The following is a 24,433-nucleotide window of genomic DNA, read 5'->3' on the forward strand; positions in this document are numbered from 1 at the left end:
GAGCGGCAAGTATCTATAATACTATTTTTCAACCTTCAATATTGCACCTGTTTTGCACGGTTAGAAGAGCTATTGAATTGGATTTATATAACATATTGATATATAGTGATAAACTGTCTTTTTGTATGCTAAATGATATTTCAAATAAAAGAGATTTAGGCTATTAAGGGCTTTTATCCAATATAAAAAACGATGATTTATATTTATAATCAATAGGTTGCTTTAACAATACACCATTGAAAATAGTTGAAAAAATGTTTTTTATTAAACAATATATAAAATAAAAAAGGAGAGTTTTTTAACGAAGCACTTAAGAAAGGCTCTGTAAAAAACAATATCTGTAAAAACTAAAAAACATATGAAAAGCAAATGTTCTAAGCAAATAATAGAACTTTAAATGCTGTAAAATATTTTCTCTCTGAATTTGATAGAGGACATATGGATAAAAAATATTGATTTCTATTTGAGTTCATTTCTTTTGCATTGACCAAGTGTAGAAGTGTAAAGTTGAAAAATAAGATTTTATAATTTTATGAAAAGAAACACGAAAAACAATTAGCTGCAAGAATTATCCAAGAAAAATCAATTTACAATCAGGCTTATGATGGTCAATAAGCTCTGTTTTCTAAGACAATGAGCATATCAATGAGAAGATGTACTGTTAGAATGACGTTTTTCTTTCATCCAAGTGCGCAATTCTTCAATAAGAATGGCAATAACACCGAGAGTTATAAAACTATCTGCAAGGTTGAAAATAGCAAAATAAAAAATATCATCAATATGAAAGAGTATATAATCAGTGACATGATGAAAGCGAATACGATCAACGAGATTGCCAATTGCTCCCCCAATAATAAGAATAAGGCCAAAGCGCATTAAAGACTTATTATGTTCAGTATTTTTCCATAGCCATAGAAGGAAGATAATCACAATGATTGTGATGGCGATGATTCCCCAGTGAGAAAAGGAAGAAAAAAACGAAAATGCAATGCCAGAATTACGCACATGATAAAGGGAAAGAAAAGGTATAAGCGAAATTTCTGTTCCTAAAGGCATATTGTGCATAACCCAGTATTTGACAGCTTGATCAAGTACTACTGTAAAAGCCAAGCCCAAGAGAAGAAAAGGGAGTGATTTACGCATCATATTTTTCCTCACATGGTTCCAGTATTAAATAGGGGCGACGGATTTCATAAAGCATAACAGCTGTTGCTACAGCTAGATTAAGCGAGTCTGCACGTCCGCTTTGTGGAATACGCGCAAGTTTATCACACCGATTTGTAAGAAGATCTGATAATCCCTGTTTTTCATTTCCCATTAAAAGGATAATAGGGCCATTTTTGAAATCAAGTGTGCGATAATCCAGAGATCCTTTGAGATGTGTTCCAACGATCATACCTTTAAAGTGAGCAGACCAGTTTAAAAAGGCGCTTTCATCAAGACGATAAAGTGGTACAGAGAAAATAGATCCCATGGTTGCACGGACCGTTTCAGGCGAGAAAGGGTCTGTTGTTTCGCCAATTAAAATAACACCTTTAGCACCTACAGCATCAGCAGTTCGAATAATGGTACCAAGATTTCCAGGGTCACGTACACGATCTAGCGCGATGTAAACATCTTTAATCTGTCCTTTTATCATTTCAAGAGAGTGCCATTTTTGCTTGAAAATACCAATAACTGTTTGTGGATTATCGCGTCGTGTAAGTGATTCCATAACCTTTTGTGAGGCTTTAATAACAAAACCACCGTTGGCTACAGCACGTGCGGCAGTATTTTCGATAGCAGCATTACCGATTTTACTTTTAGAAAAAATAAGCGTCTGTATTGTCCAGCCGAGATTGAGAGCATCAATGACCAATTTCAATCCTTCTGCCATGAAAAGACCTTCTCTATTACGGTTTTTCTTTTGGCTAAGTGCTTTAAGGTCTTTTATGATGGGGTTGCTAAGAGAGGTAATTTCTTTCACTCTACCAGTTTTGGGTCTACACATATTCAAGCAATCCAACGGCTAAAAAGAGAAGTAGAAAGAGCACGTCCTGAAACTTCTTCACGCAAAATGAGTTCTCCTGATTCGACCGTACCACCAAGATTTACAAATGCATCACGCATTAAAGCATGAAGTGCAAAAAAGGAAGCACGAATAGAATAAGCTGTAAGGACAACAGAGAGCGGTTTATCAGAGAGAAGTTTACGACAATTTGAGATCATAGCGGGTAAATGATCAAACAGTTGCCAAATTTCACCATGGGGTCCACGCCCATAAGCAGGGGGATCAAGAAGAATCATATCATAGCTTTTCTTACGACGCAGTTCACGCTCGACAAATTTCATAGCATCATCGCAAATCCAGCGAATAGAATGATCTGGTAATCCTGCTTTTTCTTGATTAGCTTTTGCCCACGCAATGGCTTTTTTAGAAGCATCAACATGGGTAACATTCGCACCCGCTCGTGCCCCAATCAAAGAGGCAATACCTGTATAGCCAAAAAGATTCAACAATTTTATAGGACGTTCGGCTTTAACAATTTGCTCTTCCATAGAGCGCCAATGAGCATCTTGTTCAGGAAAAACCCCCACATGACGAAAGGAAGTAAAACGGCCTAGAAAAAACAATCCATTCCAAGAAAGAGTCCATGTTTCATCAAGTGGCTTTTTAGGAAAATGCCAACGACCAACCCCTTCTTCATCACGGTTTCCTGTGAAAATAGCATCAACATCAGCCCATTGTTTTCGTGGTAAAGCGGGTTTCCATAGTGCTTGACCTTCTGGTCGAATAATGCGGTAAGCTCCATAACGTTCTAATTTTTTTCCATGACCAGAATCAATGAGAGCATAGTTTTCACTTACACCTGTTTCTAAAATAAGTGGCAACTTTTCCTGCGGATATCTATTGTTATGGGAGGAGGATTGAAAGCATTGTGCGGGCATGTTTTGTATCACGGTATATGAGGTATGAAAATATATTATAAAGCTCTTAAGTATTTCGTAAAAGTGCAAAAGAGCTAAAGCCAATTAAAATATGTATAAAAAAAGAAAAGAGCACTTTTAACTCTGTACTGAATATAAAATACAGAGAGAAAAGATTTTATTAAAATACCATTACACCAGATTTGTGATAGACGTTTTCAATTTCTCGATCTCTGCTTTACTTTTTTTGAGAGCTTTTTTGTATTTGTGATAGGAAAACCAACTGATCAGATTCCCTAATAAAATACCAAAACCAAAGAAAATAAAGAGCCATATAAAGAGGGGAGCATGATAAGTAAAACTTTCAGAATCTGCTCGAAAAGGATCAAGGGTTAACGGAACCATTTGACGATTAGCCACGATAAAAACAATCAAAAACGCTGCGAGAATCACACCGATACTTGTTAGAAGAATACGTTTAATTATCATAAGTTTCTCACTGATTAAGACGGTCGCGTAAATCCTTGCCAGTTTTAAAAAAAGGAATCCACTTTTCTTCAACAGAAACAGCTTCACCTGTTCGTGGATTACGTCCATTACGGGCTGAACGGCTTTTTACAGAAAAAGCTCCAAATCCACGAAGTTCAACGCGATTGCCATTTGCAAGTGCTGTTGAAATTTCCTCAAAAATAGCGTTTACAATATTCTCTACATCCCGTTGAAAAAGATGCGGGTTATGACGAGCGATAATTTGCACAAGCTCTGATTTTACCACAATAGCCTCACTTTCACACAAAAATTTTTTTGTAATTGTGCACTTCATGCATATTACAATATATAAACGGATAAAAGCAAAATAAAACCAAGAAAAAACAAATTGCAAGAAACAAAATTTGAAAATACCTTCTATAAAGGTTATACAGATTAAAAATGCGGAGTATTTAAGAGATTAGGAGAGTATGTCCGTACACAATAATTATGAAGCCTTTTCAACGCAATCATCTTTTGGAGATGTTTTTAAAAAAGCATCCCTTCATTCGCGTCGTATTAGCATATTAAAAATTTTTTTACCTCTCTTAGCGTTGATTTCAGCGCTGGTTTTTTGCTGGTTTACGTTTTTCTTGGTTCCCGTTACTTCTGATTCTATGCCTTTGAATAATGAAGAAAGTGGCGTGGTGAATTTGACAATGCTCAATCCAAAGTTAGAAGGGTATACGCGTGCTCATGAACCTTATTGGCTTAAAGCAGAAAAGGCATTTCAAGACCATACACACTCTGGAATGATTGGGTTGCAAAACATTACAGCTAAAGCATTTATGGGCCAACAAAAACAGGTTTTTCTCGCAGCACAAGGGGGGGTTTACGATAACATTAATGGTTTTTTACAGTTGGACAAGCCATTCACCATTACGACGAATGATGGGATGATGGCACAATTTATGTCAGCGAGTATTAACTTATCCGAGGGACAGTTAAAAACAGATCAGCGTGTTAATATTCAGCAAGCCGGTTTGCATCTTGCCGCAAATGCCTTACAAATTCGAGAAAAAGGAAAAAACATGTATTTCCATGGTGGTGTGCATTTAGTGCTTCAAAAGCAATGACGTAATATCAATACGAATCTTCAAAGGATATTTATAAAGAGAAGTATGTGTATATACAAACAGAAGAATTGAAATAATGAAATCGTACAAAAGATGGATAGGTGTGACCTTGGCTTTTAGCATGGGAATGTTAGGAGGAGCAGTTTTAGGATATGCCGAAGTGGCTCATTTTGGAATAAGTTTATCAAGCGACAAAGAACCGGTAGAACTTCATGCAGATTCTTTGGAAATACGTGATAAAGAAGGGATAGCGCTTTTTAAAGGTGATGTTTCAGTGGTGCAAGGTGAACGTCTTTTAAGAACGGCAAAATTAGTTGTTTACTACGATAAAGCATATAAAGAAATTGATAAAAACAAGGAAGATACAAAGGCATCATCTGTTTCTTTATTTGGTTCGTCGGGTATACAAAAAATGGAAGCTTTAGGAAAAGTTTATATAAAAATTGCTACGCAAATTGCTACGGGTGATAAAGGCGTTTTTGATGGAAAGTCAAAAATGATGAGTTTGACAGGGAGTCATGTTGTGTTAACTGACGGTGACAATGTGGCCACGGGGTGCAAACTAACGGCAAATATGGAAAGCGGAAAGGCTTTTTTAGAAGGTTGTGAGACGCCTAAGAAAAAAGGTCGTGTTTCTATTATTTTAAAACAAAATCAAAAGAATGGCCATTAAGATTTCATGTTTGGAATCAAAAGAAAAAAACAGACCGATAAATATAATCTTGAAAGTGAAGCTTCAAAAAATCCCTTAAAAGGGACCTTGATTGCCAGTAACTTGATTAAAGTTTATCGAGGAAGACGAACTGTTAATGGTGTTTCTTTTGGCATTCGTACGGGAGAAGCCGTTGGCATTTTAGGGCCCAATGGGGCAGGTAAAACAACTTGTTTTTATATGGTTACGGGGCTCATAAAATCTGATGGAGGATCCATTAAAATTGATGGATTTGATATTACGCATCTTCCGATGTATCGACGTGCGCGTTTAGGTATTGGATATCTTCCACAGGAGGCTTCTATTTTTCGTGGTCTTTCAGTAGAAAATAACATTAAAGCTGTTTTAGAGGTCGTTGAAAAAGATCGCCTTAAACAACGTGAAGAGTTAGATAGCCTTTTACATGAATTTAAAATTGATCATTTACGTAAAATGTCTGCACTTTCGTTATCTGGAGGTGAACGTCGGCGACTTGAAATTGCGCGCGCTTTAGCTTCTCGTCCCCATTTTATGTTACTTGATGAACCATTTGCAGGAATTGATCCTATCGCTATTTTCGATATTCAACAACTTATTCGTCATTTAACTAGGCGTGGCATTGGTGTTCTAATAACGGATCATAATGTGCGTGAGACATTAGGGCTTGTCGATCGCGCTTATATTATTCATACAGGGCGGGTGTTAGTTCACGGTTGTCCTAATGATATTATCAACAACGTTGATGTACGCAGAATTTATTTGGGAAATCAGTTTTCTCTTTGATTTTACAGCTTTCACGAGTTTCCATTTAAGTTTAACCAAACATTATTACTGAAAATCTCCTTATTTATGCCAAAACTTCTTTTATGACTATAACCTTAATGTTGTTATTGAGTGGTGAAAAAGACTTCATCATTAGAGGGTTAGTTTGTTGTTTTATAAGTTTAGCTTGCTCATGATTGTATCATAGAAAAGATATCACTAGATTAACTTGATAATGAGTGATAAACGAAGCTCTCAATAAATGCGTGTGTTATTGAAAGGTAAGAGATATTTATCATATTTTTCTCTGTCGAATCAAATAATATATCGATGATGCTGTTTTAGGTATTTTGATGGGAGCACCGGTTATATATTGCGGTTATTCAATAGGAGTTGTCGTATTTTATTGGTTTATATGGCCTATTTGAAAATAGGAGCTCGGCTAAAGATATCAGGATAAATCTATAAACCTTTCAAAATAATCATTAAATCTCTAAAAACCTTTATATTCTTGTTATAAGGCGATGTTCAAGCTATACAGTAATTTTCAAAGTAAAGGTCCATTTTGCTCAGTATGCTTTTCATCTTAATTTAAGGGCTCATTTTTAAAGAAAGAAAAACTCTGATGGCGAATTATACATCAACTCTTATGACAAGTTTAATAAATTTATGAATAATGACCTTTTCTAGAGTCGTGAGGAAATTAACTTTATGAACAACTTCATTTCTTTGGTTTCTCATGCCGTTAATGATGATCCGAATACTATTTATTGTTGTGTTAGAAGTGATATGAGATGTATTGAGCCATCACCCATTATAAATTGAAAAGTAAAAACACATGCGATGTTGCGAAAAGTGAAAGAACATTAAGTATCTATACCGTTTATAGGTTTATTGATGAGCATTTTAGCGTGTAAGAGGAAAATTAAAGTATGAATTTGAGTGAGTTAATAGCACCGGAAGCGATCATTCCGGCTCTTAAGGCTAATTCGAAAAAACAGGTTCTGCAAATTTTAGCCGAAAAAGCTTCCAAGCTAACAGGTCTTAGTGAGCATGTGATTTTTGATGTTGTTTTACAACGCGAGAAGCTTGGTTCAACGGGTTTGGGTGGAGGTATTGCGATTCCTCATGGAAAATTACCTGATATTAATCGGATCATTGGTATATTTGCACGTCTTGAAAGTCCTGTTGATTTTGAAGCTCTTGATGACGAACCTATAGATCTCGTTTTTCTCCTTTTAGCACCTGAAAATGCTGGTGCAGATCACTTAAAAGCTTTATCACAGATCGCACGTGTTTTGCGTCACACTGATGTTGTGCAAAAATTGCGCAATACGCATAATGCTAATGCGCTTTATGCTTTACTGATTCAAACTTCAGAATCAAATGCAGCTTAGAAGATATTATGAGTGTATAAGTTGCAAGGTATACACCACGGAACGTAGAAAATAATATAATTTTTATCTTAAAAGACTGATAACAAAAGGTTATGTCATGCAATTTTGAGAAATCGTTTCTAAGCGAACCTTCTTTTTAAAGAGCAAGTAACAAAAACGAAGTACTTGTTTTTGTTACTTGCTCTTGTATATTAAAGCATCTAATCATTATGCTTCGTGGGTTAATTTATCCTGTTGTACTGTAAAAAGCCATCATTTGAGGTGTGGAGAGATAAGGCATGTAAGTCTTCTTAATACATTAAATGCTTTTAGAATGTGTGGTAAATATTCTTAAGCAGGACTTGTTTGTAGAGCTTTTGGTTAGGTAAATCACATAAGTGGGAAGACAAGAGGAGACCGCTCGACAAGAATCCAAACTTTTTCAGTCCAGATTGGATTAAGAATCTTTGTCCTTTGAAAGCGGGAAAGAAATCAACAGAAAAATTTATTTGTGCATCGAATTTTTTCGTAAATTGAGTTTGAGTGTTTAGGGATAATATTTTAATGCTCAAGAAGAAATAAGAGTGTATCCTCAGTATAGCAAGATATTGATTTATAAATATAATTCACTATTTTGCATGTTGGATGAGAGATGCGAATACTGTAAGATTCTCTCATTCCAAACCTGTTTATGTTGAATCAATCAAAACCATTTGCTTGCACGTTATAAACGGAATTAGCGTGTGGATAAAAACTGTACAAGAAAGGGTAAAAATGCTTCCTATGAATCGTCTCAAGTATCGAGGGTTGTAGCAAAACATTGGGAGCTGGAAAATAGTGTTATGGTGCCGGTTTGCTTCTTCACAAGTGGAGAGGTCAACTATTTTATAGATATGATTTAGATGTCAGCTGTTTTATAGAGCCCATGCTAAAAAACAATTTTGTACGGTAAAAATGAAAGTTATAGCTTTAGGTTGGGTGAAACAGCTTTGTGCATGGGAAGATTTATTCAGATCCACTTTAATTGATTAAAATGTTGTTAAAAAACGATAAGGTTAAAATTGCTGTAGAAAAATATCGTCTAATACATTAAAATAATATTATAAGCTACTAAAATCATTTTAGAAATTAATAATTGGAGATAAAATATATAGGGAAATAAGATCAAAAGAAACAAAGTGGTATGTGATTATTGAGATAGAATCTGAATTCTTTATGTTTTATTATTAATATATTGATAATATTTTATTATTTTTACAAGATATTTTGAAGATTGAGAAAAAGTGTTATCGGGACGATATTGAATACGAAGTATGAATGCACTATAATGGGTGAAAGATGGAGTATTTTGTGAACATAAATGTATTGAATGCATAAAGTCGAGAAGTGATATCCGTAAGGCGATTAAGCTTTTTTGCGGGGAGTATGGGGTATATTTTCATCTCGTTTTGAAGTTCTATAGCTTAAAGAAATCGTTTTTTATACAAAAACGAAATGAGTAGCATAAAATGAAGATGTTATTTTTTAATGTGGTTATTGAATAAGAAGTTTATGTTTTGGTAACGATTAAAAGGTCACAATGGAACGTGGAAATCTATTCTGGTTAGTGTGAAAATATTTCGCTTATTGAAGGAATTAAGACAATAACACATGGATATCGAGGAGTTTTTGTTGAATTTTTCCAATGAAGAGAATCTTGTTAGAGACTAAAGAAGTGAGCTAAATGAAGATGTTTGAAAAGACTGTTATTGCTGCATCTGTAATGGTTTTTGTTACAGCGGGCGTGGCATATGCACAAACGCCAAGCCGTTTAAATCAATTTGAAGCGTGGGGAGCCTATTCTTATAAATCGCCCAAAAATACGATTTGCTATGTGTTATCGGTACCTTTGAAGGCTCTTCCAACGACAGTTAATCATGGTGATAACTTTTTCTTGGTTACCAAGCGTTCTCATTCACCTATTTCGTTTGAACCGCAGTTTATGGCTGGTTATACCCTTCAAGAAGGGTCGAGAGTGACAGTGACCATTGGAGGTAAGGACTTTGATTTTTTCACGAAAGATTCCTCAGCTTGGTTGGCTTCATCAGAGCTAGAAAAGCAGCTTGTTTCTGCTATGCGTGCTGGAAGCAATATGACAGTGAAAGCGATATCAAAACGAGGAACGCATACCACTTATACTTATTCCTTAAAAGGGGTTACTGCTGCATTAAATGCAGCTCAAAAGTGCCATTAAGGTTTCGATAATTTCTAAAATAGTGATGTGAATTGGAAAGCAATGGCCATTTCCTATGACCTTAGACCAGTTGGTTCATGTTTTGCGCGAGAAACAGATAATGTGGTCGTGAAGGAGAGTTCTAAGCTCTCTTTAATTGGTTTGTCGCAAGATGAGATGGTGCAGGCTTTAAAGACAGTTGGTGTACCAGAGCATCAAACGCGTATGCGTGTGCGTCAGCTTTGGCATTGGCTTTATGTGCGTGGTGTTTCAAATTTTGATGAGATGCTGAATATTTCTAAAGCAATGCAAGAAACACTTAAGTGTCATTTCTCCATTGCGCGCCCAGAAATTGTTGGAGAACAAATATCAAAAGATGGTACGCGTAAATGGCTCTTACGTTTTTCTGCACGTGGAGCTGGAAGGCCTGTTGAAATTGAAACGGTTTATATCCCTGAAGAAGGACGTGGTACTTTATGTCTTTCATCGCAAGTAGGGTGTACGTTAACTTGCTCTTTTTGCCATACGGGAACGCAGATGCTTGTTCGCAATCTGACTGCGGAAGAAATTTTGGCACAATTATTGGTTGCACGTGATTGTTTGGGTGATTTTCCTGATAAAAATACCCCTGATGGGGCAATAGTTCCCATTGAAGGTCGCAAAATTACCAATATTGTTATGATGGGGATGGGAGAACCTCTTTATAATTTTGAAGCTGTTAAAAAAGCTTTATTAATTGCTTCTGATGGCGATGGGCTTTCTTTATCAAAACGTCGGATTACGCTTTCAACCAGTGGGGTTGTTCCTGGAATTATCCGAACCGGAGAAGAAATTGGTGTTATGTTGGCGATTTCACTCCATGCAGTACACGATACATTAAGGGATATGCTTGTTCCCATTAATAAAAAATATCCGCTTGCTTTACTAATGGAGGCTTGCCGTAATTATCCTGGTCTTTCCAATGCAAAACGAATCACTTTTGAATATGTTATGCTGAAAGATATCAATGATAGTTTAGATGATGCTAAGCGATTGATTAAGTTATTGAAAGGGATTCCTGCTAAGATCAATTTAATCCCTTTTAATCCGTGGCCAGGGAGCAATTATCAGTGTTCTGATTGGGAGCAAATCGAGCGTTTTGCTGATGTCGTTAATCAAGCGGGCTATGCTTCTCCTATTCGGATACCGCGTGGACGCGATATTTTAGCGGCATGTGGACAACTTAAATCAGCTTCAGAGCGTTTACGGAAATCTGAACGTTTGCGACTTGAAAATGCCATTGGTCATTAGTTAATGCAACTTTCTGCGATATTAAAGCCTATGCTTTTTTCAATAAATCAGCATATAATAGCATGTGTGAGACAGAGATTAAGATGGATAATTGCTAGACGAACAGTTTCAGCTTTTATATGCTCAATGGGGAGAAATATTGTATATAGCAGTCTGTTTGCGTAATTTCTAAAATAAAGAGGAAACCTCATTTAGAGGGAATATGAAGTCTTAAGTGGCTTAACTAATTTCCATATTATTATCGTACATTTTAATTCTATTTTATGACTTTTAAAAGCATCTACGGTAATATCTTTTAAAAAGTGGAGATTGTGTATTGCTTCACTCTTTTGTTTATTACGTTCTTTAAAAAGATTTCGCTTCACACACGAAAACTCCCGATTCGCTTATAACGTACAAGAGAAAGATATTGTTTGATTTAAAATAAACAGGTTTGAAACGAGAGAATCCTACAATATTTGGGTTCTCATTTAAATTAAAAACGATAAATTACATTTATAAATCAATTTTTGTAACTATAAGGAGATGGAGGGCAAAGATAGTAAAAGTACCAGCAATAAGCCAGTCGAGAAAGCGAATATAAAGAGGATTTTTCTTGAGAATTTTGGTAAGTTTATGCGCTGTAAAAACGATAGAAATTGTAATGGGAAAAGAAATAGGAATATAAGAGAGTCCTAAAAAGAGTAGCTTTTGTGTTGCCATAGGATCATCCGCATTGATAAATTGTGGTAAGAATGTCGCGTTAAAGAGTATAACTTTAGGATTTAAAAGATTGATTCCAATACCAGCAAGATAGTTGCGTTTAGCGCTTTGAGATTTAGAAGATGTCTGTTCGAAGGAAAAAGTTGGATTTCTCCGTAACGCTTGAAAGGAAAACCATAAAAGATAAAAGGCGCCAGCAATTTTTAGAAGAATAAAAGTGTGTGGCGCAGCAAAAATAAGCGCTGATAAGCCAAGTGCTACAGCGGTAACCTGAATGGCAAACCCTGTTGCACTACCCAAGGCGCACATAATTCCAGCTTTTTTGCTTTGTGTAATGGTTCGTCCTACAGAAAGCATCATATCAGGTCCTGGAATAAGTGCTAAAATCAACGATGCTAAAGCAAATTGTACAACAATAGACCACTCCGGTAGAAATGACACGTAAATCTCCTTTTATTTTTAAGCAGTATTCATTATTTACACTCTAAAGCGTTTTTATTTACGTTTTTTGCGTCTTTTTAATGTTGCTTAAAGAGAATTTATTTTTATATTTGTTGCATTGTTTTGATTTCTAGGTAGAGATAAAAGAGCAGCTCATATAGAATTTTGAAATGAAGAAGTGGCAAAATATTAGAAAAGTTGTTTTGGCTTATTCAGGGGGATTGGATACGTCAATTATTCTCAAATGGTTGCAAAGTACGCTAGGCGTTGAAGTTGTAACTTTTACAGCGGATTTGGGGCAGGGGGAAGAGCTAGAATTTGCTCGTCGTAAAGCTGAAATGTTAGGTGTTAAAGAAATCTATATTGAAGATTTGCGCGAAGAATTTGTGCGTGATTTTGTTTTTCCGATGTTTCGAGCCAATACCGTTTATGAGGGAACTTATCTTTTAGGAACATCAATTGCACGCCCACTTATTTCAAAACGCCTTATTGAAATTGCTAAGGAAACAGGAGCAGATGCAATTGCTCATGGGGCAACGGGCAAAGGCAATGATCAGGTACGCTTTGAGCTTTCCGCTTATGCTCTTAACCCTGATATAAAGATTATTGCTCCATGGCGTGATTGGGATTTTAAGAGTCGGACAGATCTGTTTGAATTTGCTCGTATACATCAAATTCCTGTAGAAAAGGATAAGCAAGGCGAAGCACCTTTTTCAGTGGATGCAAATTTATTGCATTCTTCATCAGAAGGAAAGATTTTAGAAGATCCAGCACTTCCTGCTCCTGAATATGTCCATATGCGTACTCTTTCGGTGGAAGATGCTCCAGATCAAGCAACCAGAATCACTCTTGGCTTTAAAAAAGGTGATGCTGTTTCAATCAATGGAAAAAATTTATCTCCTGCAACTTTACTTGCAGAATTAAATCATTATGGGCGCGATAATGGTATTGGTCGGTTAGATTTGGTAGAAAATCGCTTTGTGGGTATGAAATCGCGGGGTATTTATGAAACACCAGGGGGGACCATTCTTTTAACGGCTCACAGAGCTATAGAATCTTTAACGCTAGATCGTGGTGCAGCTCATTTGAAAGATGAATTGATGCCACGTTATGCAGAACTCATTTATTATGGATTTTGGTTTTCGCCGGAACGTAAGATGCTGCAGGCAGCTATTGATTTATCTCAAGAACATGTTGAAGGTGAAGTCACGTTAAAACTCTATAAAGGAAACGTGATTGTTGAAGGGCGCCAAAGTAAAAAATCACTTTATTCGAGTGAGTTGGTAACTTTCGAGGATGATCAAGGTACTTATGATCAAAGAGATGCAACTGGTTTTATTAAATTAAATGCTTTACGTTTGCGTACATTAGCAATGCGTCATCAAGGTGACAAAAAAAGAAATAGAAAATTACAGTGACAAGTGTAAAGTAGGGGAAGTACTTTTGTATGGAATGCCTAACTTAAGCATTTTTATCTGTTGGTTTTTTCAGTCCTTTCATTCAATGTTAGAGGCTTCGCTTTTGTACTAAATCAGTATAATAAGCAAAATTCATGATAATAATAGCAATGAAGGCTCTGATAATCAAAACAAGTCAATTTTGCTTTATAATATTGAATGTTTTTGATTTTTATCAGAACAAAATATGTTTATAGCGAGGGCGATTTTTGTATTGTGACTTAAGAGTATAAAGAAATTTTCATCTTTTTGCTTGCTATTATTGACGAATAAATTCAAGAACCATACACCCTATTTTGAAAGAGTGTAATTTTTAGGACAAATAATGATGCGTGATCAGTGTGATACCCTTAACCTTGCGCCTGAATTAAAAGATGCGGCTTTTCAATCGAGAACTTGGCCATTTGAAGAAGCACGTAAGATTATCAAACGGTATGAAAAGACGGGTTATCCAGACAGTGTGATATTTGAAACAGGTTATGGACCTTCTGGTTTACCGCATATTGGTACTTTTGGGGAAGTTGCACGTACAACCATGGTGCGTCATGCATTTCATATTCTTACGGAGAATAAAGTAAAAACAAAATTGCTTTGTTTTTCTGATGATATGGATGGTTTGCGCAAGGTTCCTGAGAATGTGCCTGATCGCGAGAGGATGGAACATTATCTTGGTCAACCGTTGAGCCGTGTACCCGACCCTTTTGGAGATGACTATCCTTCTTTTGGGGCAGCAAATAATGCGCGGCTACGGGCTTTCCTTGATCGTTTTGGTTTTGATTATGAATTTGCAAGTGCTACGGATTATTACCATTCTGGTCGTTTTGATGAAACACTTTTGAAAATCCTTGCCTGTTATGACAAGGTTATGGCAATTATTTTACCAACATTGGGTGCAGAGCGGCAAGCGACCTATTCGCTCTTTTTACCAATTTCTCCCTTTTCTGGAAAAGTATTACAGGTACCGATGATTGCACGTAATGTTGAAAAAGGTACAGTCACTTATATTGAGCCAGAAACAGGAGAAACCATAGAAACAGAGGTTACGGGGGGCAAGGTTAAGTGTCAGTGGAAGGTGGATTGGGCAATGCGTTGGACAGCACTTGGCATTGATTATGAAATGGCAGGAAAAGACCTTATCGATTCCACAAATCTTTCTTCTAAAATTTGTAAAGTATTAGGTGGGAAGTCCCCAGAAGGATTCAACTATGAGCTTTTTTTAGATGAGAAGGGGCAGAAAATTTCCAAATCCAAGGGAAATGGCTTAACCATTGATGAATGGCTTACTTATGCCCCAACAGAGAGTTTAGGGCTTTATATGTTTTCAAAGCCTAAAACAGCAAAAAGGCTTTATTTTGATGTCATTCCTAAAGCGGTTGATGAATATTATGCGCATCTTTCAGCCTATGGTCGCCAAGAATGGAAAGAGCGGTTGAATAATCCTGTATGGCATATTCATAATGGTTGTCCTCCGCAGGTTGATTTGCCTGTTTCCTTTGCGATGCTTTTAAATTTGGTAAGTGCTTCAAATGCGGAGAATGCAGAAGTTCTTTGGGGTTTTATTTCTCGTTACGCTAAAGGAGCAAATGCACAAACTTATCCAGAACTTAATCAATTAGTGAAGTTTGCCATTAGATATTTTGATGTTTTTGTTAAACCAAACAAAAAATTCCGGCTCCCTGATGATAGCGAACGAGCAACATTAGCACAAATTGATGAAAAATTAGCTAATTTACCTGAAACTGTTGATGGCAATATGCTACAAAATATGCTTCTTGATGTTGCGCGGTTAACGGAACGCTATCAAGATCATAGCAAAAAAAGCCCTGAAGGTGGGCCTGGTGTTTCCAATGTTTTTTTTCAAATGTTGTATGAAGTCCTTCTGGGACAAGAGCGAGGTCCACGATGGGGATCATTTATAGCGCTTTATGGGATTAATGAAATGCGTGCACTGATTGCTGAAGCGCTTGCACGGCCGACGGAGGAATAATGGAAAAGAGAGTGCAGGAAGTAAAGCGACGCCGTACATTTGCAATTATTGCTCACCCAGATGCTGGGAAAACAACATTGACAGAAAAGCTTTTATTGTTTGGTGGTGCTATTCAACTTGCAGGAGAAGTAAAAGCCAAAAAAGATCGTATTCAAACCCGTTCTGATTGGATGAATATTGAGCGTGATCGTGGTATTTCCGTTGTAACTTCGGTGATGACGTTTGAATATGAAAATCATATTTTTAATCTCCTAGATACTCCAGGACATGAGGACTTTGCGGACGATACCTATCGCACACTCACAGCTGTTGATAGTGCTGTCATGGTTTTGGATGCGGCACGGGGAATTGAGCCTAGAACATTAAAATTGTTTGAAGTGTGTCGGATGCGGGATATTCCTATTGTTACGTTTATCAATAAAATGGATCGTGAGGCACGTGATCCTATAGAGCTTTTAGATGAAATTGAAGAAAAGCTTGCTCTTGATACTGCGCCTATAACATGGCCAATTGGTACGGGTAAAGATTTTGTTGGTACCTATGACCTTTATCATAATCGTTTTCGTCAAAAAGATGATGAGATAACACAGCAGATAGTTTCAAATCCCAGAGAGGTTGTCCATTTACTTCCTGAATATCAACATTCAACTTTTATTGAAGGGGTAGAACTCGCTCAAAGTGTTTGCAAGAATTTTGATCTTCAAGCTTTCCGTGAAGGTCATATGACTCCGGTTTATTTTGGTTCAGCTTTGCGAAATTTTGGTGTTCGTGATTTGATCAATGCGCTTATTGATTTTGGTCAAAGTCCTCGTGACCAAAGTGCAGATCAGCGCAATGTCATAGCCATGGAACCTAAAATGACGGGATTTGTTTTTAAAATTCAAGCAAATATGGATCCTAATCATCGTGATCGTATTGCATTTTTTCGGGTATGTTCGGGAACACTTGAACGTGGTATGAAGACAAAGTTGGTTCGAACAGGAAAACCAATGACACTTTCGGCTCCACAATTTTTCTTTGCGCGTTCACGCCAAATTGCTGATCAAGCCTATGCCGGTGATATCGTAGGGATTCCTAATCATGGAACATTGCGTATTGGCGATACTTTGACTGAAGGAGAAGATATCCTCTTTAAGGGAGTACCAAATTTTGCACCAGAGATTTTGCGTCGTGTTTGTTTGGGCGATCCAATGAAAGCAAAAAAGCTCAAAGAAGCTTTGCAACAAATGGCTGAAGAAGGGGTTGTACAATTGTTTATTCCTGATGATGGGTCGCCTTCTCTCATTGGTGTTATTGGTGCTTTGCAAATTGATGTTTTAAAAGAACGATTAAAAATAGAATATTCTTTGCCAGTGAATTTTGAGTCTGCGCGTTTTAATTTATGTCGTTGGATTTCAGCGCAGAGCAAAGATGAGTTGCAAAAGTTTCTCAGCAATCACCGCTCTGCTATTGCGTATGATTTAGAAGGTGATCCAGTCTTTTTAGCGGAGAATCATTTTTCATTGAATTATGAGGCAGAAAGAGCTCCTAAAATAAAATTTTCTGCTTTTAAAGATTACCAAGTACGCTCTTAAAATAAAGAAAAATATTTTCTACAATAATTTGATTTATAATGATAATTTATCATTTTTTATATTGGGTTAAAAATCTGAATATTATAAGTTTCTTATATTGAAACAACCAAAATCGTTTGTTTGCATGTCATAAGTAGGATTGATGTGTGCGTAAAACACTGGAAGCAAGAAATACAAAGCCTCTTATAAATCTTCTCCATAGCCAAGAGCTTTCAAAATATTGGGTGAGGGTAAAAAAGTGATGATGGTGGTTTGTAGCGTTATGATGTAACGATGGTGGTGTGTGGTGTATCTTATCCCATTCACGGAAGTTTAAGTTATACTATTCATTTATATTATTTACGGGACGACATTACGAGGTAAGCTCAAGTACAATGAAAGATGTCTCTTTAAAAACAAACATATAAAATTGCAACATAATGATATTTTTGGGCATTCTATTTTGCATAAGGGATGTAATCCTAGCAAAATAGAGGCTTGCACGATAAACTTTTGCAAAACTCTCTCCATCAAAGTAATCTATTTTCGCTGTGAAGGGTGGAAATATTATTTTTTTCCCAAGCTTTTTATGGGAAAATATTATTTATGAAACTGATTTTTTAAATCTAAAATAAAAAATCTGCTGTATAAATATAGCTTTTCAGTTTTTCCTTGTATAAATATTGTATACAGTCAAAATAATACAAATAATACAAATAATCAATAAGCTGAAATTTGTTATCCCAAAGATGAGATCATATGACCTATAAACCGCGTGTTTTTTCTATTTCTCCGGGAACTGCTTTTTTGCCTCACTTTGTTGATGCACTACTCTCTGGTAGCCTTATTGATAATTTCGCTTCTAGTGGAGATATTCAAACTGCCCTTGCCGATAGCCTTATTTATGTTCCGACACGTCGTGCTGCTCGCGCTTTGCGTTTAGCCTTTGTTGAAAGAAGTGATACACAATCAACATTCTTGCCAACCATTCGTGCTCTAGGAGATGTAGATGAAGACAGTTTCCTTTTTGTTGAAAATCATACCAGCACTCTCGATCCGCCTATTGGAGAAAGCGAACGTCTTTTACTTTTAGCACGCCTTATTCGTCCATGGCGTGAAAATTTACCTGCGCATCTGCGTGCCATGTTTGGCACAGAAGATGTGCTTATTCCGGCTCATAGTGCTGATGCGATTTGGCTTGCGCAAGATTTAGCACACTTGATGGACGAAATTGAAACAGAAGGAGCAGACTGGTCAAAACTTAAAAATATTGCACCTGATATGGTCGCTGAATGGTGGCAAATAACGCTCGATTTCTTGACTATTGTTACGCAAAATTGGCCAAAAATCTTGACAGAAAGACAACGAAGTAATCCCGCTGAATGGCGTAATCAAGCACTCACAATGCACGCAGAGACTTTACGACGTATGCCGCCTGATAAACCGGTCATTGCAGCTGGTGTGTCAGGTTCTATGCCCGCAGTTTCTCATCTTTTAAAGGTTATAGCTTCTCTGCCAAAAGGGGCTGTTGTTCTTCCTGGCCTTGATCTTCATATGGATGAAGAACAATGGAATGCACTATGCACAAGCCATAAAGAAAAAACAGCTTGTGATTTTTTTGATCCTGCAGAAAATGTTTTTAGCCATCCTCAATATCATTTAAAAAAACTTCTAACTCTCATGGAGTGTCAACGTCATCATGTTTGCGAAATTGGCCAACAAAGTATAACAAAGAAAAGACGAATGGCTCTTTTATCAGAAGCACTCCGACCAGCTTCTACAACAGATAAATGGATACAAATTGTCCGTGATGATTATGAAAATCTTTGTGCAGATTGGTCATTTATTGAAGCTATAAATGAACGTGAAGAAGCTCTCGCTATAGCTGTTACCTTACGTAAAGCTATTGAAGAACCCCAAAAAACTGCGGCCCTTATTACAAATGACCGTAATTTAGCACGCCGTGTTGCTGTGGAATTACAGAGATTTGGAATTGAAGCAAATGATTCAAGCGGAATACCACTTGCACAAACATTGCCTGTAACTCTCTTACGGCTTATTTTAGAAAATGTGTTGCAACCCGATGATCCCATTGCTTTTCTTTCTCTTCTTAAACATCCTCTGACAACACTCCAACAAAACCGTCATCGTTTACGCGAAATGGCAGAAAATTTTGAACTTTTTATTCTTCGAGGGAATACAGGGCGCATCAATCTTTGCGAATGTGATCAATTTCTTGAAAAATGGATTGAAACGCACTTTCATAATAGTTCTGAAATCAACGCTCTTGATCAGCAGAAATGTGAAGAAGCACGTTTCCTTTGTCATCTTTTGAGGAAAGCTGTTGAACCTTTAACATCTCTTATGAAAAAAGAGAAAGAATGCACCATCACCGAAGCTGCGATAGCAACTGTTGAGGTTTTTGAAAATTTTGGTCGCAATGAAGATAATTCTCTTGCACATCTTTATCAACACGAAGCAGGACAAGCCCTATCAAAATTTTTACGTGAATTGGTCAGTGATCAATCAGGATTAACATTTCATCTTTGCGAATGGCCCGCTATGTTTTCTGCCATAATAGCAACCCGTTCCGTCACACCTTCGCCTGGAGGACATCCACGTTTATTCATCTGGGGTACTTTGGAATCACGTTTGCAAACAGTTGATACAGTGGTCATCGGCGGTCTTAATGAAGGGTCATGGCCGATATCAACCCGAAATGATGCTTTTTTATCGCGACCGATGAAAATGATGTTAACTCTGGAGCCACCAGAGCAGCGTATTGGTCTTTCCGCGCATGATTTTCAATGGGCGATGGGAATGGATAAAGTGGTGATGAGTCGCGCATTGCGCGTTAATCATACACCCTCCATTCCTTCACGCTGGCTACAACGCATGGAAACAGTTGTAGGGAAACAGGTTTGGAAAAAAATCCGTGAACGAGGTGAAATACTACGCCATTGGGCAAAGATGCTTGATCATACAAGCATAACTTCTGAGGTGGAACGTCCTTGCCCTGCTCCACCTCTTGATATACGTCCGCGTCATTTTTCAGTCACTGAAATAGAAACATTGCGGTATGATCCTTATGCTATTTATGCTAAAAAAATCTTACGGCTCAAACCACTTAAAGAACTTATTCATGATCCTAGCGCTTCAGAACGTGGAACACTTTATCACGCTATTCTTGCTGCTTTTTGCACAAAAGTAAAAAATCTAAAGGTTGACAATGCATTAAATGTACTCCTCACTCTTGGACGTAAAGAATTTGATAAGTTTAATTTACCTGCTGATGTTGAAACAATCTGGTGGAATACATTTGAAAATCTTGCTCCCTTTATTCTGCAATGGGAACAAAGTCTAGAACCCCGAATACGACATTCGGAAGTGGAATCGCAAAAAATACCCATAGGTACAACAGGTGTAATTCTTTCAGGACGTGCTGATCGTATTGATATATTGCCAAACAAAACGGTTGAAATACTTGATTTTAAAACGAGTACACCCCCTTCATCAAAACAAGTTCGTGATTTATTATTTCCACAATTAGCATTGGAAACCGCTCTATTAATGAGAGGAGCTTTTACAGATTTTCAAGATTTTACTCCCTCAAATTTATTTTATATCCCTCTTAATGGAAAAGGTAAGATTACTCCTCAATCAATTCTTTCAGAAAAAGCGGAAAAAGATCACCAAAATGTTATTAATCTTGGTGAAAGGGTGTGGGAACATCTTATCGCATTAATGGAGTATTATCAAAATCCACAACAAGGCTATCTTTCACACGCAGTCCCTATGTTAAAACAATATGAAAGTGACTATGATCATCTGGCACGCTTATGGGAATGGTCAAATGGATTTCATAAAGGAGATCAATCATGACTCTTTTTTCTATTCCTGAAGCAGCCATTGATGCACAAGCAACAGCAACACATCCAAAAACACATGTATGGGTTTCTGCAAATGCAGGATCTGGAAAAACCCATGTTCTAACCGAACGCGTTATTCGTTTGCTTTTAAACGGTACTCCTCCAGCACGTATTTTATGCCTTACTTACACGAGAGCCGCCGCCGCTGTTATGCAATCGCGGATTTTTCGCACACTCTCCAGCTGGAATGAACTCGATGATGCGCAGCTTAAAGAAATCTTATCGAAGCTTGAAAACAAACCTATCAGTGCAACAAAAATAACCTATGCGCGCCAACTCTTTGCTCGTGCTTTAGAAACACCTGGTGGTTTGAAAATACAGACTATTCACGCATTTTGCGAATCTCTCTTGCATCAATTTATGCTAGAAGCCAATATTGCTGGACATTTCGAACTCATAGATGATGTCAACCGCAAGAAATTACTACAAGAAGCCCGCTGCCAACTTTTAAAGCATCATGATGTACAACCCGCTCTAAAACAGCTGCTTAAGGTTATCAGTGAACATACTTTTAACCAATTGCTGTATGAAGCAGCTGAAAAGCAACATAAACTGTCTGATTTTTTGTCTTCTCTTCTGTCTGAAAATGGAGAAGAAAAATTGCGGGCGCTGTTTAATTTAGCACCTGATGATACAAATCAGCAATTACTAGAAAAAATTCAACAGACTGCTCGTCTTCCTCTTTATGCTTTTACCCATTGCCAAACCCATGGGAATAAAAACACCAAGAGTATCATTGAAAAACTTCCCCAATTAGAAACCGCTTGTGATGAAGAAACTATCATTGATATTGTTTCAAATATTTATTTTACAACAGAAGGTAAACCTCGTAATTTTGCACTTATATCGTCTAAAAAATCAGATGAAATTTGGCCTTTTATTCAACAATTGATTAAAGATAAACAAAGCAAGCTTTCTGTTCTTTTAGAGAAATATCAGTGCGTAAAAGTCTGTGCACTCAATATGGCGGCTTTTCAGCTTTGTGCCCTTTATCTCAAAATTTATGCAAATTTAAAAAAAGCCAATGGTTTTTTAAACTTTGATGATCTCATTGAGCGCACACTCCATTTGTTGCAACGTGAAGGTGCAAGCCAATGGGTGCACTATAAACTTGATAAGGGTCTTGATCATATTTTGCTTGATGAAGCACAAGATACGAACCCTGATCAATGGAAAATTATTCAACTTTTAGCGCAAGAATTTTTTACAGGTCATAGTCAACGTGACAATATACGTACTCTTTTTGCTGTTGGAGATGAAAAACAGTCTATTTATTCCTTTCAGGGCGCTGCACCAGAAAATTTTGCTGCAAATGGCAAAATTATTCAAAAAAAAGCACAACAAGCAAAGCAGAAATTTGAAAAAATACAATTGAATTACTCGTTTCGCTCCACAGCCGATGTTCTTAAAAGTGTGGATCTTGTCTTTGAAACACCAGAGAATTATAAAGGGCTTTCAGCAGAAAATACAAAAACCATACACGAAGCTATCCGTACTCACAGTCCAGGTGAAGTTATTTTATGGGATGCCATTTCTAAAGAAAAAGACGAATTTCCTGATGATTGGCATGTAACTGTTGATCATTTAGATACACCAGCAATACGTTTGGCAGAAAAAGTTGCTGAAACTATTGCAGGCTGGTTACACAAAGGAGAAATGCTTCCAGCAAAAGGGCGGTTATTGCGTGCTAGTGATATTATGGTTTTGGTTCGTAAGCGTGATCAATTTGCCCTAGCGCTTTCTCGTGCCCTTAAACAACGCAATATACCTGTCGCTGGTGCAGATCGTTTACAGCTTATAAAACATATGAGTGTGCGTGATTTAATGGCACTCGGACGTTTTGTTTTGCAACCACAAGACGATTTGTCTCTTGCTTGTGTTTTAAAAAGTCCACTCTTTGCGCTTAGCGAAGAGGAACTTTATCAACTTGCCGCTCACCGTACAGGCTCTCTTTGGAAAAGCCTTTGTGAACAGGCATCGTCGCATATTCCTTTTAAAGATACTTTTGAAAGCTTGAGTCAGTATCGTACTTTAGTGGATAAAATACCAGTCTTCGAATTCTATAGTCATATCTTAAATAATGATAAGGGACGACAAAAAATTTTAGCGCGCTTAGGCTCGGAAGCCAATGATGTGCTTGATGCTTTTATGGACTACACACTCGCGATTCAAAAAACGGGGTTACCAGGATTACAAGCTTTTTTGGAAACATTAAGTGTCAGTGAACCAGAAATTAAACGTGAGTTTGACCAAAACCATGAAGAAATTCGCATCATGACTGTTCATGCTGCAAAAGGACTGGAAGCTGCCGTTGTATTTCTGGTTGATCCTGGTAGTGCAATCTGGCATCCCCAGCATTCACCTCACTTGCTTGAAGTTCCCTTGAACAATGCACATTTGAGTGACCAACAAGCTTTTATCTGGCGCCCTAATGCAGAATTTGATACAATGCCCTCTAAACAAGCAACTTTGCGTTTAAAAGAGCGTGCTGAAGAGGAGTATAGGCGCCTTCTCTATGTGGGAATGACGCGTGCTGAAGATCGATTGTTTGTTTGCGGGTATAGCGGTGAACGCAATAATCCTCATACGTGGCTACAATTGGTAAAGAAAGCTCTCGAACCGCATGCGGTAGCTATAAAAGGTCCTGCGGAAGATATTGCAGCTTGGCGTTATTGTATTACATCTCCTTCCTCTGCTTCTATAAACCCAAAAGTCCCTTGCGCTGAATGCCAAACCTTACCACCTTTGCCTGCTTTTTTCTCCCATAAAGTACCAGAAGAACCAGTGCTACCAAAACCGTTAAAACCCTCAGTCGCGAGCCTTTCCATTGAAGCTGATACAGAGCTGTCCTCAAGTCCAAAACAGCTTACCACCTCCCCTGTTTTAGGAGCAACAAATACTAACAGAGCTTTTTCCATTGAATATGGTAATATCGTTCACCGATTGTTACAATATTTACCCGATTATCCCCTACAAAAACGTCGAGACTATGCTCGAAACTATCTCAATATCAAAGCCTCTCATTGGTATGAGAGCCAAAGAGAAGATGCTCTTCGCCATGTTTGGAAAATATTAGATCACGTTTACCTCAAGCCCCTTTTTTCTGAGCATTCACGTGCTGAGGTCTCCTTAATGGGTATAGTGAAAATTCGTGGAAAAGAACAAGCAATTTCTGGTCAAATTGACCGTCTCTACATCACGCAAAACAGCATTATCTTTGCTGATTTTAAAACAGGAACCCCGCCAGAAAATGAAGCTGCTATTGCTTCCCATCACTGGTTGCAAATGGCTCTTTACCGAAAATTGTTGCAAGCTATTCATCCCGATAAAGATATCCAAGCTCTGCTTATCTACAGTAAAGAAGCCAAAATTTTTAAACTTTCTCCAGAAAAACTCGAGGCATTTCTTGGTGAAGTTGCCTTATAAGTTACTCCTTTCCTTCAAAGTATCCTTACACTTTTTTACTTTCATAAAATCGCCCAAACAAACACAATGCACAATCTCTGGTGTAAAAAAGTCCTT

General features: G+C 37.3%; 17 protein-coding genes. 11 read left to right on the top strand and 6 right to left on the bottom strand.

The genetic code is table 11. From position 1 onward, the window contains the following. Nucleotides 1–642: 642 nt before the first annotated feature. The 5 genes from lspA to ihfB all read right to left on the bottom strand — a co-directional run bounded on the left by lspA (nt 643) and on the right by ihfB (nt 3,682). Nucleotides 643–1,146: a signal peptidase II gene (lspA, locus tag ACFIKB_RS00545; protein ID WP_375635362.1), complete on the bottom strand. Its 504-nt coding sequence runs from the start codon at nt 1,144–1,146 to the stop codon at nt 643–645. Further along, nucleotides 1,136–1,990, bottom strand: coding sequence for an RNA methyltransferase (locus ACFIKB_RS00550; protein WP_273787537.1), 855 nt, complete (start codon nt 1,988–1,990; stop codon nt 1,136–1,138). The genes lspA and ACFIKB_RS00550 overlap by 11 nt, the downstream gene beginning before the upstream one ends. 2 nt (nt 1,991–1,992) lie before the next feature. After that, nucleotides 1,993–2,928 (bottom strand): class I SAM-dependent methyltransferase, encoded by a 936-nt coding sequence (locus ACFIKB_RS00555; protein ID WP_375652554.1) that lies wholly within the window; start codon nt 2,926–2,928, stop codon nt 1,993–1,995. A gap of 171 nt (nt 2,929–3,099) precedes the next feature. After that, nucleotides 3,100–3,396 (bottom strand): lipopolysaccharide assembly protein LapA domain-containing protein, encoded by a 297-nt coding sequence (locus ACFIKB_RS00560; protein WP_375628030.1) that lies wholly within the window; start codon nt 3,394–3,396, stop codon nt 3,100–3,102. A 7-nt stretch (nt 3,397–3,403) separates the two neighbouring features. Beyond that, complete coding sequence (ihfB, locus tag ACFIKB_RS00565) at nt 3,404–3,682, bottom strand: integration host factor subunit beta (protein ID WP_012754445.1); 279 nt, start codon at nt 3,680–3,682, stop codon at nt 3,404–3,406. A gap of 184 nt (nt 3,683–3,866) precedes the next feature. On the opposite strand from ihfB, the gene lptC reads away from it, so the two are divergent. The 6 genes from lptC (at nt 3,867) to rlmN (ending at nt 10,842) form a co-directional block, all read left to right on the top strand. Beyond that, nucleotides 3,867–4,511, top strand: coding sequence for an LPS export ABC transporter periplasmic protein LptC (gene lptC / locus ACFIKB_RS00570; protein WP_375644358.1), 645 nt, complete (start codon nt 3,867–3,869; stop codon nt 4,509–4,511). Between the two features lie 76 nt (nt 4,512–4,587). Then, nucleotides 4,588–5,184 carry an LptA/OstA family protein gene (locus ACFIKB_RS00575; RefSeq protein WP_375635366.1) on the top strand — a complete coding sequence of 199 codons (597 nt, stop codon included), beginning with the start codon at nt 4,588–4,590 and terminating at the stop codon, nt 5,182–5,184. Between the two features lie 6 nt (nt 5,185–5,190). Then, nucleotides 5,191–5,985 (top strand): LPS export ABC transporter ATP-binding protein, encoded by a 795-nt coding sequence (lptB, locus tag ACFIKB_RS00580; protein WP_375635367.1) that lies wholly within the window; start codon nt 5,191–5,193, stop codon nt 5,983–5,985. A 911-nt stretch (nt 5,986–6,896) separates the two neighbouring features. Continuing rightward, nucleotides 6,897–7,361, top strand: coding sequence for a PTS IIA-like nitrogen regulatory protein PtsN (ptsN, locus tag ACFIKB_RS00585; RefSeq protein WP_012754449.1), 465 nt, complete (start codon nt 6,897–6,899; stop codon nt 7,359–7,361). A gap of 1,708 nt (nt 7,362–9,069) precedes the next feature. Beyond that, nucleotides 9,070–9,573: an invasion associated locus B family protein gene (locus ACFIKB_RS00590; RefSeq protein ID WP_026500150.1), complete on the top strand. Its 504-nt coding sequence runs from the start codon at nt 9,070–9,072 to the stop codon at nt 9,571–9,573. Nucleotides 9,574–9,615: 42 nt separating this feature from the next. Then, nucleotides 9,616–10,842 carry a 23S rRNA (adenine(2503)-C(2))-methyltransferase RlmN gene (rlmN, locus tag ACFIKB_RS00595; protein WP_375635471.1) on the top strand — a complete coding sequence of 409 codons (1,227 nt, stop codon included), beginning with the start codon at nt 9,616–9,618 and terminating at the stop codon, nt 10,840–10,842. 495 nt (nt 10,843–11,337) lie between these two features. On the opposite strand, the gene ACFIKB_RS00600 is transcribed toward rlmN, so the two are convergent. Next, nucleotides 11,338–11,985 carry a LysE family translocator gene (locus ACFIKB_RS00600; RefSeq protein WP_375652556.1) on the bottom strand — a complete coding sequence of 216 codons (648 nt, stop codon included), beginning with the start codon at nt 11,983–11,985 and terminating at the stop codon, nt 11,338–11,340. A gap of 170 nt (nt 11,986–12,155) precedes the next feature. Between ACFIKB_RS00600 and ACFIKB_RS00605 the strand changes: the two genes are divergently transcribed. The 5 genes from ACFIKB_RS00605 to addA all read left to right on the top strand — a co-directional run bounded on the left by ACFIKB_RS00605 (nt 12,156) and on the right by addA (nt 24,337). Beyond that, nucleotides 12,156–13,403 (top strand): argininosuccinate synthase, encoded by a 1,248-nt coding sequence (locus ACFIKB_RS00605; RefSeq protein ID WP_375635369.1) that lies wholly within the window; start codon nt 12,156–12,158, stop codon nt 13,401–13,403. 364 nt (nt 13,404–13,767) lie between these two features. Next, nucleotides 13,768–15,429, top strand: a complete 1,662-nt coding sequence (locus ACFIKB_RS00610; protein ID WP_375652558.1) for a lysine--tRNA ligase — start codon at nt 13,768–13,770, stop codon at nt 15,427–15,429. After that, nucleotides 15,429–17,003 carry a peptide chain release factor 3 gene (locus ACFIKB_RS00615; protein WP_208438469.1) on the top strand — a complete coding sequence of 525 codons (1,575 nt, stop codon included), beginning with the start codon at nt 15,429–15,431 and terminating at the stop codon, nt 17,001–17,003. Before ACFIKB_RS00610 ends, ACFIKB_RS00615 begins: the two co-directional genes overlap by 1 nt. A 738-nt stretch (nt 17,004–17,741) precedes the next feature. Next, entirely contained in the window at nt 17,742–20,864 is a 3,123-nt protein-coding gene (addB, locus tag ACFIKB_RS00620; protein ID WP_375652560.1) for a double-strand break repair protein AddB, read from the top strand. Next, nucleotides 20,861–24,337 carry a double-strand break repair helicase AddA gene (gene addA, locus ACFIKB_RS00625; protein WP_375652562.1) on the top strand — a complete coding sequence of 1,159 codons (3,477 nt, stop codon included), beginning with the start codon at nt 20,861–20,863 and terminating at the stop codon, nt 24,335–24,337. Before addB ends, addA begins: the two co-directional genes overlap by 4 nt. The last annotated feature ends 96 nt before the right edge of the window (nt 24,338–24,433 follow it).

It is taken from the genome of Bartonella sp. MR110HLJHH (genome assembly GCF_042194225.1).
GTDB classification, from domain to species: domain Bacteria; phylum Pseudomonadota; class Alphaproteobacteria; order Rhizobiales; family Rhizobiaceae; genus Bartonella; species Bartonella grahamii.

What these genes read in the sequence shown, in the direction of transcription:
- addB (WP_375652560.1), top strand. Translation starts at nt 17,742, where the DNA reads ATGACCTATAAACCGCGTGTTTTTTCTATTTCTCCGGGAACTGCTTTT.
- ACFIKB_RS00590 (WP_026500150.1), top strand. Translation starts at nt 9,070, where the DNA reads ATGTTTGAAAAGACTGTTATTGCTGCATCTGTAATGGTTTTTGTTACA.
- ACFIKB_RS00555 (WP_375652554.1), bottom strand. Translation starts at nt 2,928, where the DNA reads ATGCCCGCACAATGCTTTCAATCCTCCTCCCATAACAATAGATATCCG.
- rlmN (WP_375635471.1), top strand. Translation starts at nt 9,616, where the DNA reads ATGGCCATTTCCTATGACCTTAGACCAGTTGGTTCATGTTTTGCGCGA.
- ACFIKB_RS00575 (WP_375635366.1), top strand. Translation starts at nt 4,588, where the DNA reads ATGAAATCGTACAAAAGATGGATAGGTGTGACCTTGGCTTTTAGCATG.
- ptsN (WP_012754449.1), top strand. Translation starts at nt 6,897, where the DNA reads ATGAATTTGAGTGAGTTAATAGCACCGGAAGCGATCATTCCGGCTCTT.
- ACFIKB_RS00550 (WP_273787537.1), bottom strand. Translation starts at nt 1,990, where the DNA reads ATGTGTAGACCCAAAACTGGTAGAGTGAAAGAAATTACCTCTCTTAGC.
- ACFIKB_RS00560 (WP_375628030.1), bottom strand. Translation starts at nt 3,396, where the DNA reads ATGATAATTAAACGTATTCTTCTAACAAGTATCGGTGTGATTCTCGCA.
- lptC (WP_375644358.1), top strand. Translation starts at nt 3,867, where the DNA reads ATGTCCGTACACAATAATTATGAAGCCTTTTCAACGCAATCATCTTTT.
- lspA (WP_375635362.1), bottom strand. Translation starts at nt 1,146, where the DNA reads ATGATGCGTAAATCACTCCCTTTTCTTCTCTTGGGCTTGGCTTTTACA.
- addA (WP_375652562.1), top strand. Translation starts at nt 20,861, where the DNA reads ATGACTCTTTTTTCTATTCCTGAAGCAGCCATTGATGCACAAGCAACA.
- ACFIKB_RS00605 (WP_375635369.1), top strand. Translation starts at nt 12,156, where the DNA reads ATGAAGAAGTGGCAAAATATTAGAAAAGTTGTTTTGGCTTATTCAGGG.
- ACFIKB_RS00610 (WP_375652558.1), top strand. Translation starts at nt 13,768, where the DNA reads ATGATGCGTGATCAGTGTGATACCCTTAACCTTGCGCCTGAATTAAAA.
- ACFIKB_RS00615 (WP_208438469.1), top strand. Translation starts at nt 15,429, where the DNA reads ATGGAAAAGAGAGTGCAGGAAGTAAAGCGACGCCGTACATTTGCAATT.
- lptB (WP_375635367.1), top strand. Translation starts at nt 5,191, where the DNA reads ATGTTTGGAATCAAAAGAAAAAAACAGACCGATAAATATAATCTTGAA.